General features: G+C 69.9%; 5 protein-coding genes (1 of these 5 cut by a window edge). 4 read left to right on the plus strand and 1 reads right to left on the minus strand.

Annotated elements, in window-relative coordinates; all coding sequences use genetic code 11:
* On the minus strand, window positions 1–10,962 hold the start of the coding sequence (locus G4H71_RS07465) for a non-ribosomal peptide synthetase (protein WP_072736291.1). The gene continues 15,699 nt to the left of window position 1, outside the view; 10,962 of the gene's 26,661 nt are visible here — the first part of the coding sequence; the start codon lies at window positions 10,960–10,962; the stop codon falls past the left edge of the window.
* 861 nt (window positions 10,963–11,823) lie between these two features.
* On the opposite strand from G4H71_RS07465, the gene G4H71_RS07470 reads away from it, so the two are divergent.
* The 4 genes from G4H71_RS07470 (at window position 11,824) to G4H71_RS07485 (ending at window position 15,793) form a co-directional block, all read left to right on the plus strand.
* Entirely contained in the window at window positions 11,824–13,056 is a 1,233-nt protein-coding gene (locus tag G4H71_RS07470; RefSeq protein ID WP_072736382.1) for a DUF6986 family protein, read from the plus strand.
* An 83-nt stretch (window positions 13,057–13,139) separates the two neighbouring features.
* Window positions 13,140–14,108: an allantoicase gene (gene alc, locus G4H71_RS07475; protein WP_072736292.1), complete on the plus strand. Its 969-nt coding sequence runs from the start codon at window positions 13,140–13,142 to the stop codon at window positions 14,106–14,108.
* 32 nt (window positions 14,109–14,140) lie between these two features.
* The gene (puuE, locus tag G4H71_RS07480) at window positions 14,141–15,058 is read left to right on the plus strand and encodes an allantoinase PuuE (protein ID WP_072736383.1); all 918 of its coding nucleotides are present in this window, start codon (window positions 14,141–14,143) and stop codon (window positions 15,056–15,058) included.
* Window positions 15,059–15,082: 24 nt separating this feature from the next.
* The gene (locus G4H71_RS07485; RefSeq protein WP_072736293.1) at window positions 15,083–15,793 is read left to right on the plus strand and encodes a GntR family transcriptional regulator; all 711 of its coding nucleotides are present in this window, start codon (window positions 15,083–15,085) and stop codon (window positions 15,791–15,793) included.
* Window positions 15,794–15,823: the final 30 nt, after the last annotated feature.

Consider the following 15,823-nt stretch of genomic DNA (forward strand, 5'->3'; position numbering starts at 1 on the left):
TCCGTAGCCGATTCCGTGATCGGGCACCGCGGCGAGCTGCTCCTTGACCCTCTTGACCGCGGCGCCCGCACTCGGCCCGCCCGCGAACGCATCGTCGATGTCGATTCCGGTGAGGTCCAGCCGCATCGGGAACACGGTCGTGAACCATCCGACGGTGCGGGACAGGTCGGCACCCGGCAGAGCGTCTTCCTCGCGTCCGTGGCCCTCGAGGGTGACGAGCGTGCTGTCGTGGTCGTTGCCGCGGGCGCGGCGCCACCGGGCTACAGCCAACGCGAGCGCGGTGAGCAGCCCGTCGTTGGCCCCGCCCCGATAGGCGCCGGGAAGGGTGGTGAGCACGGCCGCACTCACGTCCGCGGGCACCTCGACACGCAGGTGCGCCGTCGAGGACGCGGTGTCGACGGCCGGATCGAGCCGACGTTCGCCGAGCACCGGGTCGGGCCCGTCGAGCATGCCCTGCCACAGCTCGACTTCGCCGCGTCGCTGCGGGGTGCGGGCGCCCTCGGAGAGCCCCCGTGCCCAACGGCGGAACGAGGTTCCCTCGGGTTCGAGAGTCGGTGCGGCCCCGGCGGCAGCCGCGGCCCAGGCCGCTCCCAGGTCCGGAACGAGGATTCGCCACGAGACACCGTCGACGGCCAGGTGGTGGATGACGACGAGGAGCCGGTCGGCACCCGCCGTACCGGAACCTGTCGTGCCTGTCGTGTCGGAACCTGTTGTGCCGGAACCAGCGGTTGCACGCAGATACACCATGTGCAGGAGCACACCCGCCGCCGGATCGATTCGGTCTGCCGCGGCATCGAGTTCCCGCTGGACGGACTCGCGGCGCTCGGTGTCCGGCGCGGTCGCGGCATCCCAGTCCACCACTCGCACCATCGCGGCGGCATCAACGGCCCCGCCGTCACCACCCACCCCGCCCGGGAGAACCTCCCACGTCGCACCTTCCGGTCCGTCCGCGGCGACGAGGCGGGACCGCAGCACGTCGTGGGTGTCCACGAGCGCCCCGGCCGCCGCGACGAGATGCTCGGTCTCCACGCCGTCCGGCAGGTGCAGCACCAGTGCCTGGGTGAACCTGCGGTAGCGCCCGCGGTCCAGCATCTCGTGGACGATGGGGGTGAGATCGACGTCGCCGACCGGGCCTCCGGGCAGTTCCGGCACGACGACGGGCGCATCGCCCGCGCCGTGTGCCGTGGCCACCCGGGCGATGCCCGCGACCGTCTTGGCCTCGAACACGTCCCGCGGACTGAAGCTCAGTCCGCGCGCTCGCGCCCGCGAGACCAACTGGATCGAGACGATGCTGTCGCCGCCGAGCGCGAAGAAGGAATCGTCGGCCCCGAGGTCGGCCTCCTCCAGTCCCAGCACCTCGGCGAAGAGTTCGGCGACGAGACGCTCGGTGTCGGTGGACGGGGCACGAGACGGCGCCCGCACAGCCGGTTCGGCGTGCTCGGGCACGGGCAGCGCCGCCCGGTCGAGCTTGCCGATCGACGTCAGTGGGAGCTTGTCGAGCACGACGAATGCCGCGGGCACCATGTACTCGGGGAGTGCGCGCTCGGCCGCTGCCCGCAGTTCGGCAACGTCGATTGCCGCGCCCGGCACGACACCGTCGATTGCCGCGTCCGGCCGAGGCACCACGTAGGCGGCGAGATACTTGCCACCACCCGGCGCCGCCGGCCCGTCGGAGCGCGCCAGGACCGCCACGCGGTCCACGCCCGCCACCGCGGACAACACGGCCTCGATCTCCCCGATCTCGATTCGCAGGCCGCGGATCTTGACCTGGAAGTCGCTGCGGCCCAGGTACTCGAGCTCATGGCGCCCGGTCCGCGTGCGCCGCCAGCGGACGACGTCACCCGTGCGGTACATCCGATCGCCGGCCTCCCCGAACGGATCGGGGACGAATCGTCCGGCGGTGAGATCCGGCTTCGCGACGTAGCCCCGCGCGAGTTGGACACCGGCCAGGTACAACTCGCCCGCGACTCCGGGGGGCACCGGCTGCAGACGCGAATCCAGGACGTACGCCGGGGTGTTCCACACCGGCTCGCCGATCGGGATGTTCGCGGCGGGATCGTCGTCACCGCAGCGGTGTCCGGTGGACGTGATCGTGACCTCGGTGGGGCCGTACATGTTGTGCAGCACCGCGGAGTTCGCGCCGCGGAACCGGGCGGCGACGTCCGGCCCGAGGGCCTCTCCACCGGAGAACACGTGGCGCACCGTGTCGGGCAGCGCCAGGTCGGGGTCGCCGAGCATCGCGGCGAGCATCGACGGCACGAACCCGGTCAGCGTGACGGACTCGCGGTGCATCACCTCGGTGAGGTAGGCGGGATCCCGGTGTCCGCCCGGCCGGGCGACGACGATGCGCGCTCCGACGTACACCGGCACGAAGAGCTCCCACACCGACACGTCGAACGTGAAGGGTGTCTTGTGCAGGACGACGTCGTCCGGCCCCATCTCGTAGGCCCGGCTCATCCACCGCATCTGGTTGACGAGTCCCCGATGCGGGATCTGCACGCCCTTGGGACGGCCGGTGGAACCGGAGGTGAAGATGATGTAGGCGGTGTTCGAGGGCCGCAGCGGGGCGTGCCGGTCGTCGTCGGTGAGGGGCTCGTCGGATCGTGCGGAGGTGTCGAGTTCGTCGACGGCGATCACCGCAGCGCCGCTGCTGCTCACGGTGGCACCGTTCCCGTCACCGCCGAAGAGGTCCGCGTGCTCGCGGGTGGTGAGCACACATACCGGTGCCGCGGTGTCGAGCACGTACGCGCGACGCTCCTGCGGGTCGGACGGCTCGACCGGCACGTAGCCGCCGCCGGCCGCGAGGGTCGCGTACATCGACACGACCATGTCGAGCGAGCGCTCCATCGCGATCGCGACCACGGTCTCCGGGCCCACGCCGTGTGCGACGAGGTGTCGGGCCAGCCGGTTGACTCGCCGGTCGAACTCCCGATAGGTCAGCCGCTCGCCGGACGCGTGGTCACCGAAGGCCTGGTCACCGAAGACGAGGGCGACCGCGTCCGGGGTCCGATCCACCTGCTGACGCAACAGCTCGGGGACCGTGGTCGGCGGGAGATCGACGCGCTCCGGCACCGCAGGAGGGGTGCGGCGTTCGTCCGCGGTGAGGAGATCGACCTCACCGACGAGGACGTTCGGGTTCGCGACCACCCCGTGCACGAGCCGGATGAACCGGTCCGCGAGGGCCTGCGCCCCGTCCCTGGTGAACAGGTCACTCGCGTAGTTGAGCGTGCCTTCGAGCCCCGCGGGGTGACCGTCGGCGTCGTGTCGTTCGGCCAGGGTGAGCGTCAGGTCGAACTGCGCCGTGTCCAGCTCGACATCGACCTGTTCGACCACCAGTGAGGGGAGCTCGAGCCGCACCGGTGCGAGGTTCTGGAAGGAGAGCATCACCTGGAACACCGGGCTGTGCGACGTCGACCGCGGCACGTCGAGCGCCTCGACCAGGTGCTCGAAAGGAACGTCGGCGTGGGCGAACGCGTCGAGGTCACCCTCACGGACGCGAGTCAGCAGATCCCGGAACGTCGTGTCCGGCTCGACGCGGGTCCGCAGCGCGAGGGTGCCGACGAACATGCCGACCAGGTCGTCGAGCGCGGCGGCGCCGCGACCGGCCGTCGGAGTGCCGATCACCACGTCGTCGGTCGCGCCGAGCCGGCCGAGGAGCACCGCGAGGGCCGCATGCACCGCCATGAAGACCGTCGCGTCGCTCCCGGCAGCGATCCCGGCGAGTGCGCCGTGCGTCGCGGCGTCGAGCTGCACGGGTACGAATCCACCGCGCAGCGACTGCTGCTGCGGGCGGGGCAGATCGGTGGGCAACTCGATCTGGTCCGGGGCGTCGGCCAGGGTCCTCTTCCAGAATTCCAGTTGCCGACCGAGCTCGGTCTCCGGATCGTCCTCGTTCCCCAGCCGATCTCGTTGCCACAGTGCGTAATCGGCGTACTGCACGGCCAGCGGAGTCCACTGCGGCGCCGCACCGGTGGACCGCGCGGCATAGGAGGTCATCAGGTCGCGCGCGAGCACCGCCATCGATGCGCCGTCACCGGCGATGTGGTGGATCACCAGCGCCAGTACGTGTTCGGCATCCCGGCCGGGCGCTGCCGGAAGCCGGTACAGCGCCGCCCGCACAGGCACCTCGGAGGCCACGTCGAATCCGGTACTCGCGAGGGTGCCCAGTCGCGCCGTCAGATCGTCGGTGTCGCCGACGACCACGGGGGTCAACGGCTGCGCGACGTGCACGGTGGGCAGCACCACCTGGGTGGGGGTGCCCGATACGCTCGGGTAGACCGTCCGCAGCGACTCGTGCCGGTCCAGGACGTCGGTCACCGCCAACCGCAGGGCGGCGGCGTCGAGATCGCCGGTCAGCCTGATCCCGAAGGCGATGTTGTATGCGGGCGACGACGTGTCGTACTGGTTGACGAACCACATCCGCTGCTGCGCGGGCGCCAGTGGAATCTGCTCCGGCCGCGGACCGGCGACCAGCGGGGGCTGCCCGCTCGTGGACCGGGCGAGTCCGTCGACCCGCTCGGCCAGCGCCGCGACCGTGGGGGCGTCGAACAGCTCACGCACTCTCAGATCCACCCCGAGTGCCTCGCCGACGCGGGCGATCACCCGAGTCGCGATCAGCGAGTTGCCGCCGAGATCGAAGAAATCGTCGAACGCACCGACCTCGCGGTCCAGCACCTCCGCGAACACGGCTGCGACCGCCCGCTCGGTCGCCGTGCGTGGTGCCACGAACTCGCGTTCGGCCACGGGTTCCGGGGCCGGCAACGCGCGGGTGTCCAGCTTGCCGTTGACGGTGAGCGGCAACCGGTCGAGCGGAATCAGCGTCAAGGGAACCATGTGCCGCGGAACCGAGCGCGCCACGTGGGCGAGCACCGACTCGATGTCGATTGCGGGCTCGCCCGGGTCGATCGCGGACCCGGCCGGAGCGTTCGCCGAGTATTCCGAGAGTCGATCCGGCACGACATAGCCGACGAGGCTCTCCTGCCCGCCCCGCTCGTCCCCGTCGTCGGCCCGGTACACGCGCACCACCGCCGAGGACACGTCCGGATGCCGCGACAGCGCGGACTCGATCTCGCCGAGTTCGATCCGCTGTCCACGCAACTTGACCTGCGAGTCGGCCCGGCCGACGTATTCGACGGTGAATTCCGCAGTCCACCGGACGATGTCGCCGGTGCGGTACATGCGCTCGCCGGGACGCCCGTGCGGATGCGCGACGAATCGCTCGGCGGTCAGGCCGTGCCTGCGGTGGTATCCCCGCGCCAGCCCCGGTCCCGCCAGGTAGAGCTCGCCCGGGACACCGATCGGGACCGGCCGGAGCCGCTGGTCCAGGACCATCGCGGACATGCCACGGATCGGACCGCCGACGGTGATCCGCGCGCCCGGTTCGAGCGGCGCGCTGATGTTGCTCATGATCGTCGTCTCGGTCGGCCCGTAACCGTTGTACAACCGGCGACCCGGCGCCCAGCGCCGCACGGTCTCCGAGGACACCGCCTCACCACCGGCCGACACGGCCTCCAGCTCGGTGAGGCCCTCCGGATCCATCGTGCCGAGGACCGAGGGCGTGATGAATGTGTGGGTGACCCGCTCCCGGATCATCAACTCGCGCAGCGGCTCGTCGGCGTACATCGACGCCGGAGCCACGATCAGCTCGGCGCCCGCCCGGGCGGCGAGCAGCAGATCCAGAACGGCCGCGTCGAAGCTGGGCGACGACAGATGCAGCGGACGTGAAGCCTTGGTGACGCCGTACCTGTCCCGCTGCTCGTCGGCGAAACCCGCCAGCCCACGATGGGTGACCACGACGCCCTTCGGGACACCGGTCGAGCCCGACGTGTAGAGCAGGTATGCGGCATGGTCGAGCGTGAGGCCGTCGCCGTCGGCATCGCTGTCGGCATCGCTGTCATCGGCGCCGGGGGCGCCGGGGGCGCCGGGGGCGGCAGCCGCGATCGCATGGAGGTCCAGCCACTCGAGTGTGTCCGGCAGCGACCCGCGCTGTTCGGCGGTGGTGACACCGACGACAGCACCGGAATCGGCGACCATCGTGGCGATCCGCTCGGCGGGATAGTTCGGGTCGACGGGCAGGAATGCCGCGCCGGAGAAGGCGACGGCCCACATCGCCACCACCGAATCGAGCGAACGCGGAATCCCGACGGCGACAAAGGTGTCCGGGCCCGCACCATGGGCCGACAGCACCGTCGCGATGCGCCGTGCCCGCTGCTCGAGCTCGCCGTACGAGAGCGAGTGCCCCTCGTACCGCACCGCCGGCGCGGCGGGGTCGCCCGCGGCAGCCTCGGCGAGGATCTGCGGCAGCGTCTGTGCCGGACCGGTTGCCGCGGGGCCGGACACCGGGGTCAGTGCGGCCGCGTCGGCCGGATCCAGGATGTCGATGTCCCCGACCGCGCGGTCCGGCGCGTCGGCGACGGCCGCGAGGATGCGCTGCAGCGAGTCGACGAGTCGTTCGACGGTGGTGCGGTCGAACAGGTCCGTCGCGTAGGAGAACACGGCAGGCACCTCGGAGGAGGTGCCGGCGGCACCCGGGTCCGAGATCGTCAGCTGGAGATCGAACTTGGCCAGGCCCGCATCGATCTCCTCGGTCGCCACGTCGAGGTCCGCCAGCGAGAACTCGCCGGTGCCGAGGTTCTCCACGCTGAGCATGACCTGGAACAGCGGGTGACGTCCCGCGGCGCGGGGCGGGTCCAGTACCTCGACGAGCCGTTCGAACGGCACCTCGGCGTGGCCGAGCGCCAGCAGGTCCGCATCCCGGACGCCATCGAGCACCTCGGCGAACGACGCCGCGGTGTCGATGTGGGTCCGCAGGACCACCGTGTTGACGAACATCCCGATCAGCTCGTCGAGACCCTTCTCGCCGCGACCGGCCACCGGCGTTCCGACGAGGACGTCCTCCCCCGCGCCGATCCTGCGCAACAGCACGGCGAGCGCACTGTGCAGCACCATGAACAGGCTCGACTGCCGACGCCGGGCCAGCTCCTCGAGCTCGGCATGCACGTGCCCCGGAATCGTGAACTCGACCCGATCACCCCGGTAGCTCTGTTCGGCGGGACGTGGGCGGTCCAGCGGCAACTCGAGTTCCGGCGGGGCATCGGCCAGGACGCGGGTCCAGAACTCGATCTGCCCGGCCGCCACACTGCCCGGATCGGACTCGTCGCCGAGCACCGCACGCTGCCACAGCGCGTAGTCCGCGTACTGCACCGGGAGCGGGGACCACGCGGGTTGCTCGCCCCGGGTACGCGCCGCATAGGCCACCATGACGTCGCGGCCGAGTGGGCCGAGCGACCATCCGTCGGCAGCGATGTGGTGCACCACCATCCCGAGCACGTACTCGTCGTCGGTCAGCCGCCACAGTTGCGCGCGCACCGGCAGTTCCCTGGTGACGTCGAAACCCCGTGCGGCGGAATCGAGAAGCAGGCGCCCGAGTTCGGCCTCGTCGACCGAAACCGGGCGCAGTCGCGGTGCGGCCTCGGCGACCGCCCGGACGTCCTGGCGGGGGCCCTCCGGGCTATCCGGGAACACCGTCCGCAGGGACTCGTGCCGGTCGAGGACGTCGGCGAGCGCCTGTTCCAGAGCGACGACGTCGACTGCTCCGCGCATCCGGACAGCGAACGGCAGATTGTACGCCGGCGAGTCCGGATCGAGCCGGCTGAGGAACCAGATCCGCTGCTGGGCCGGGGACAGCGGGATCACCGAAGGGCGCGGCCGAGCACGCAACATCGGCCGCGGGTCGACCGCGGAGGCCGAGTCGAATCGGGCGGCCAGCGCCTGCACCGTCGGTGCCTCGAAGAGCGCCCGCACGCCCACATCCGCTCCGAGCGCGGAGTTCAACCGGGAGACGACCCGGGTGGCGACCAGAGAGTTTCCGCCGAGGTCGAAGAACCCGTCGTCCAGGCCGATCCGCTCGGCACCGAGCACCTCCGCATAGACCTCGGCGACGAGGTGCTCGGTCGCGGTGACCGGGGGCCGGTACTCGTGACTACGCGCCAGGAACACCGGATCCGGCAACGCTGCCCGGTCCAGCTTTCCGGAGGAGGTGAGCGGAACCGTGTCGAGGATCGTCACCGCCGCGGGAACCATGTAGCGCGGCAACGACTCCGCCGCGAACTGCGCGAGCTCGGCGGGATCGAGCGTGACACCGGCGTGCGGCAGGACGTAGGCGACGAGATTCTCCAGGCCGCTCGCCGGATCGGTGTGTCCGAGCGTGGCGACGAAGTCGACGCCCTCGTGTGCGCCGAGGACAGCGTCGATCTCGCCGAGTTCGATGCGGAAGCCGCGGATCTTGACCTGGAAGTCGCTGCGCCCGAGATACTCGAGGACACCGGCCTCGGTCCACCGGACGACGTCGCCGGACCGGTACAGCCGGGCTCCCGGCTCGCCGTACGGGTCGGCGACGAAACGGTGCGCCGTCAGAGCCGGACGATTGCGGTACCCGCGAGCCACCCCGGCGCCGCCGATGTACAGCTCCCCGCTGACCCCCACCGGCACCGGACGCAGCCGCGCGTCGAGGACGACGACGTGCGCGCCGCGGATCGGTGTCCCGATCGGCACCGGCTCGTGCGGGCGCAGCGGTGCGGCGTGCACGGCGACGACGGTGGTCTCGGTGGGCCCGTAGGCGTTGACCATGCGGCGGCCGGTGGCCCACCGCGACACCAGTTCCGCCGAGCTGGCCTCACCTCCGACGAGTACGGTCCGCAGCTCCGGCAACTGCTCGTCGTCCACCGACGACAGCGCCGCGGGGGTGATGAACGCGTGCGTCACGGACTCGTCCCGCATCAGCGCGGTCAGCTCGTCACCTCCGTACACCGACGGAGGAACGATCACCATGGTCGCCCCGGCCCCGAAGGCCAGCGCGTAGTCGAGCACCGAGGCGTCGAAGCTCGGCGAGGAGAAGTGCAACGTGCGGGCGTCGCCGTCCACCTCGGCCACCTCGGGCTGGGCGGCGAAGTAGTCGGCCAGGCCGCGCTGGGCGACGACCACGCCCTTCGGCAGTCCGGTGGTGCCGGAGGTGTAGATGGCGTAGGCGGCATCGTCCGCCAGGACCGCGCGGGCCCGTTCGGCGTCGGTGATCGGACCGGCGTCCGTGTCGATCGGACCGGCGTCCGCGTCGATCGGACCGGCGTCCGTGTCGCCCGAGCTCGCCCCCGCGATCAGCGCATCGACATCGACGTTCGCCCAGGGCAGGTCGACGCCGGCGGTGTCGATCGCAGCCATGTCGTCGGCGTGGCCGGGAACGGTGAGACCGAGCACCGGTCGCGAATCGGCCAGCATGTGCCCGATCCGCGCGGAGGGCAGCTGCGGGTCGATCGGCAGGAACGCGGCGCCGGTCTTGGCGACCGCCCAGATGGCACAGACGGATTCGAAGGATCGCGGAACGGCCACTGCCACGAAGGTGCCCGGTGCGGCGCCCTGTGCGATCAGCCGACGCGCGAGCCGGTTCGACGCACGATCCAGGTCACGGTAGCTCAGCGAGCGGCCGCCACTCCGCAGAGCGGGTCGCTCCGGGTCGCGCGCCGCGGCCTCGGTCAACAGATCGGCGAGTGGGACGAAGCCGAGGTCGGCCGGGCCACGAGCGGGCGCCAGCGTGTCTCGCTCGTCCTCGGTGAGGACGTCGAGATCCCACACCGGATGTTCCGGGTCTGCGTGGAGGAATCGGTCGAACAGCCGGAAGAACCGCTCGTGGTGACCAGCGAGCACCTCCTGCGAGTATAGGTGCGGGTTGCCCTCGAAATCGACGTGCAACGTGTCACCCGCCACCGAGGGGTACAGGTTGACCGACAGGTCCTCGACCGGTCCGGTGGTGAGGATGTTGAGCCGCCCCTGCGCCTCACCGAGACGGATCTCGCTGTGGAACATCATGATGTTCACCGAGGGACCGAAGAACCCGCGCTGTTCCCCCGAGGAACCCATGTCCCGCCGCATGTCCTCGTGCCGGTACCGCTGCCGGCGCAGCGCACCGGTCAGCTCGAGCTGTACGGCCGCGAGGAGACCTCCGACGGTGGTCTCGCGGTCCACCCGAAGCCGGAGCGGGACGATGTTCGACGTCATGCCACCGGACTGCCGGAGCTTCGCCGTGGTACGCGCCGACACCGGCACGCTCAGGACCACGTCGTCCTCCGCGGTCATCAGCGACAGGAAGGCGGCGAAGGCGGCGATCACACTCGGCGCCGCGCCCGAAATGCCCTGTTCCACCGAATCGTCCAACCGCCGCGCGGTCCGCGGGGGCAGCGCGGCGCTGGCCACCGTCGCATGCGACTCGACCTGGTCACCACGGCCGGCCAGGCTCAGCGGACCGGGCAGATCGGCGGTCCGTTCGAGCCAGTACTCGCGGTCCTTGCGGAAGCGGTCACTGTCCCGGTAGGCGACGTCGTCCTCGTAGACCTCGACGAGGTCCCGGGCTTTCGACGGAGTCGGCTCGCGGCCTTCGATCGCCGCGGTGTAGCGCTCGGCGATGCGGTTCATCAGCGCCATCGCGCCGTAGCCGTCGATCGCGATGTGGTGGATCCGGCAGTACCAGAACCATCTCCGGTCCCCGAGTTGCAGCGCCGCCGAATACACGAGCCGGTCGCGGAACAGATCCACCGGCGAGGCGTACTCGTTCCTCATCCACTCGCGAGCGGCGGCCTCGGGGTCGTCCGCGGACCGGAAGTCGTGGTGATCGACGCCGATGTCCAGGGATCGGTCGACGTACTGCCAGGGTTCGCCGTCCACCTTGACCAGCCGGAGGAACGCCGACCCGAACTCGCGTCCGGCCGCGCTGCTGGCTCGCGACAGTGTCGCGACGTCCACGTACCCGTCGACCTCGACGAACTGCGCGATGGTCAGGGGCGTGTCGCCGGCGAGCTGCTGGGCAAACCACATCCCGCGCTGCGCCGTCGACAAGGGGAACGGGTTCCCGGAGGGGTCTCCAGCAGCGTCGCGCGGCGTCCGAGGTTCACTCTGTCGGGCGTCAACCGACACAGGTCACCGCTCCGGCTGCCGAATCCTCGGCCACGGAAACCCTTACTTCACCAGAAATTTCACACATCTTCGAGATGCCGGACCCGTGCATCACACGCCCTCCTCGAAGTCGGTCACTCAACGCGTTGCTGGACATAACCATTCGTGTCTATCAAATTCGCGTCCCTCGTCTCAATTCAATGGCGAACTGGACGGATGATCAATCCGAGGGCTCGAAAGTGGTTACCGGCGAGTTGAATACGCGGAAACCCTCGGGCTCGGGTGTGAGGATCAAGCTGAATTCCACCCGTCGCCCGAGGTCATCGCCGATTTCGCAGTTCCACGAGTGGTCCGGAGCGGTGTCGTCGACATCGTCGAACAGGCGAATTCGTTACCCCGAATCCACCGGTTCAAACCATGATTGTCATCACCGACCTGCCACAGACTGTGCGACGACGCCGACGAGCCCATGAAAGGGTCGCCTTCCCTGGCACTTTCACCGGCACATTCGGCGAAACCGGACAGGATACCGGCGTTCCGACCATACGTCCGCAATCCCCTCCCTGGCCAGCCCACGCCTCACTTCTCCCCGAATCAGGCGGGGCAACTGCACGGCAAACGTCAACAGGACGCGTGTTATCCCCCAGTGAATCCAGGACATTCACGGGACACGGCCTCGACAGGCCGCCTACCGTCGGCCCCGAGCGCGGCCACGACGGCCCGCCGCGCGGATGTCAGGCAATCGATCGGCACACCTTCGGCTCGAAGCGCCGACCCCCATCACCCGAGCTCCGTCGGGCAGGGCGACCGCAGACTCGTGCGACCACGGGCGGGCACGTGCACCGCGCTCACCCGTCATCGGTTCTCGATCTCTGGGAAGATCTGCCGGTGATTCCTCTCGACCGCATCGACTCCCTGCTCGCCCCTGTCGACCGAGACCTCGACCGGCGGTACCCCGGCGACGACCCGGAGGGGCAGCCGCTGCACACCGTGTACGTCTCCGCCGCCGATGCGTCGACCCACACTCCCATCGCTTGGGGAGCGCACGCGCTCGATATTCTCGACCGGCACGTCGGCACGCTGCACGACCTCGTCGGCGAGCGGGTCGTCGAGGATGTGCGCGCGGCCCTGAGCACCCGGCCGATCCAGGACCTCCGGGTGGACTTCGAGGACGGATACGGCTGGCGGGACGACTCCGTCGAGGACGCACATGCCGTTGCCGCGGGACGGGCACTCGCGGCGCTCGCCGGCGACCCGTCCGGACCGGATGTGGTCGGTATCCGTCCGAAGGGACTCGCACCGCACGAGCGCAGGCGTGCCATCCGGACACTGGAACTGGTCCTCGACGCCGCGGGTGGCGTCCCGGCGGGCTTCGTCTTCACGGTGCCCAAGCTGCGGGCCGCCGAACAGGTCGTCGCCGTGGTCGCGATCTGCGAGGAACTCGAGCGGGCCCACGAGCTCACGCCCGGCTCGCTGCGGTTCGAACTGCAGATCGAGAGCCCGCAAGCGGTGATCGACGCCGACGGAACCGCCACGGTGGCCCGTGCACTGCACTCGGCGGAGGGACGCTGCACCGGTCTGCACTACGGAACCTACGACTACAGCGCGGCGTGCGGTATCGCCTCCCGGTACCAGTCGCTGGATCATCCGGTCGCCGACCATGCCAAGGCGGTCATGCTCGCGGCCGCCGCCCAGACGGGCGTCTGGGTCTGCGACGGATCCACCCAGGTGGTTCCGACCGGATCGGATGCGCACGTGGACGCGGCGCTGCGCCGCCACTTCGGGCTGGTCACCCGATCGCTCGAACGGGGCTACTACCAGGGCTGGGACATGCACGCCGGGCACCTCGTGACCCGTTACGCGGCGACGTTCGCCTTCTACCGGAGCGCACTCGAGCCCGCGGCCGAGCGGCTACAGGCGTATCTGGACCGAGTGGGCGGCGACGTCGTCGACGAACCCGCCACCGCCCAGGCGCTCGCCACCGTCGTCCTGCGTGGACTGGCGGCCGGGGCCTTCGAGGAGGACACCGTCCTCGGACTCGGTGGCGGGTGCACGATCGAGACACTGCGCGCCCTCGTCGCGCGCACCGTCTCGCCGGGCTCGCCGCTCCCCTGACCCGTGCGCTCGGCGCGCCGAAAACCGTGAGGTCGCCTAAGCTCGAGCCGACCACGCCGCCCACCTGGAGGAATGCCCACCCCGTGACCGCGCACGACTTCCGTACCTATCCCGACCTCGCGGTCCGCACGCTCGGTGGAGCCGTGGTGTGGGCGAACGACGAACTGTTCGCAGAACGCGAAAACCTCATCCGCCCGACCCGTCCCGAGTACCAGCCGTCCACCTTCGGGCACAAGGGACAGATCTACGACGGATGGGAGACCCGGAGGCGGCGGGTGTCCGGCGTCGACGAGGCGATCGTGCGGCTGGGCGCTCCCGGTGTCGTCCACGGCGTCGTGGTGGACACCGCATGGTTCACGGGCAACTACCCCCCGGAGATCTCGGTCGAAGCCACCGCGGTGGAGGGCTACCCGTCCGCCGACGAGTTGGCCGCCGATGCACGGTGGACCACGCTGATTCCGCGCTCACCGGTCGGGGGCGACTGTGAGAACCCCTTCACCGTGGACTCGCCCGAACGTTGGACCCACGTCAAGCTGACGATGTACCCGGACGGGGGCGTCGCGCGACTGCGCGTGCACGGGGCGGCGAAGCCCGACCCCAGGATCCTGGCGGCGGGGCCGGTCGACCTGGCGGCGATCGAGAACGGCGGCCGGGTCACGGGATGCTCCAACATGTTCTACGGGTCTCCACAGAACATGTTGCTCCCGGGCCTGGCCCGGGTGATGGGCGACGGCTGGGAGACGTCCCGCCGCCGTGACGACGGCAACGACTGGGTAGAGGTCGCGCTCGCAGGACGCGGGCGCGTGTCGCTCGTCGAACTCGACACCTCGTACTTTCTCGGCAACGCGCCCGGCTCGGCCCGGGTGCGTGTCCGCGACGGGGACGGCGAGTGGATCGATCTACTTCCCCGCACCGCTCTGCAACCGGACACCCGGCATCGTTTCGTGGTCGAGGACGCTCCGCCGGCTTCGGAGGCGCGTCTCGACATCTACCCGGACGGCGGGATGGCACGCTTCCGGCTGTGGGGCGCGCTCGACGAGGCGCAACCGTGAATGACCCCGCGGCGAACGGCCATGCACGCGACATGGTCGGGTATGGCAGGCACGCCCCGGATCCCCGGTGGCCCGACGACGCGAAGATCGCCGTCCAGTTCGTCCTGAACTACGAAGAGGGCGCGGAGAACAACGTCCTCGACGGAGATCCTGCATCCGAGACGTTCCTGTCGGAGATGATCGGCGCGCAGGCTTTCCCGAACCGCCACATGAGCATGGAATCGTTGTACGAGTACGGTTCCCGCGCCGGGTTGTGGCGTGTGCTCCGCGTCTTCGAACGGCGCGGTCTCCCCCTGACCATATTCGCGGTGGCGCAGGCAATGCAGCGAAATCCCGAGGCCGTCGCCGCTTTCGAGGAGCTCGGGCACGAGATCGCCTGCCACGGATTGCGATGGACCTCCTACCAGCTCACCGATCCTGCCACGGAGCGGCGGGACATGGCCGAGGCGGTGGAGTTGCTCACCGCACTGACCGGGGCGGCCCCGCTCGGCTGGTACACCGGCCGTGACTCGCCGAACACCCGGTCCCTGGTGGTCGAGCACGGCGGATTCGAGTACGACTCGGATTCCTACGCCGACGATCTGCCGTACTGGGTGCGGGTTCCCCGGGCCACCGAGTCCGGTTCCGAGATCGTGGACCATCTGGTGGTGCCCTACACCCTGGACACGAACGACATGCGGTTCGCGTCTCCGGGTGGCTTCCCGACGGGTGAACAGTTCTTCGCCCATCTCCGCGACGCGTTCGACGTTCTCTACGCGGAGGGCGTCGCGGGTGCACCGAAGATGCTCTCCGTCGGTCTGCACTGCCGCCTGGTGGGGCGGCCGGCACGCACTGCAGCACTCGAACGCTTCCTCGACCATGTGCAGGCGCACGAGAAGGTCTGGGTGGCGCAGCGGATCGACATCGCCCGTCACTGGCGGCAGGTGCACCCGCCGCGAGTGGCGCCCTGACCCTCGGCGTGCCAGGATCGCGACATGCCGCGTCGCCCTTCGCCGCTGGTCCGGCATCTGAGTACCCGTGATCTCGGCGCTTCACAGACCGTGATTCTCGGGGAGCTCCGCCGTGTGATCCTCAGTGGCGACGCCCCACCGGGTAGTTCGATTCCGGTGGACGAGGTCGCCGATCACTTCGGCGTCAGCCGCATACCGGTGCGAGAAGCGTTGAAGACGTTGATCGGCGAGGATCTCGTGGATCACCGCACAGGCGGTGGATACACGGTCGCGCAGTTGACGATCGCCGAGCTCGAGGAGCTGTACCTCGTGCGCGGGGTCCTCGAATCCGCGGCACATGCGGTGGCTGTCGCCCAGGCGACCGAGGCGGACGACGCTCTCGCGATCGACGCGTACCGCGCGTTGGATCGTTCGGTCACCGAGGACGACCCGATCGCCTACCACCGCGAGAGCCGGAACTTCCACTTCGCGTTGGCGACCCCGTGCCGGATGCATCGATTGTTGGGCATGTTCGATTCGGCATGGAATGTCACCGAACCGGTGCAGTCGATGTCGAAGGTCGCCACCCCGGAGCGCCTTCAGCTACACCGGGATCATCGGGCGATGCTCGACGCATTTCTGGCACGCGACGGAGATCGGTTGCGCGTCGTCACGGAGCGTCACAACGCGCAGCTCGACCACGTCATCGCTGCACTTCCCACCGATACGGGCATGTTCCGGTGGACGGGCGGATGACCGAACGGCGGTCCTCGTAGTCACTTCCAC

Source organism: Rhodococcus triatomae (assembly GCF_014217785.1).
In the GTDB taxonomy this organism is placed as follows: domain Bacteria; phylum Actinomycetota; class Actinomycetes; order Mycobacteriales; family Mycobacteriaceae; genus Rhodococcus_F; species Rhodococcus_F triatomae.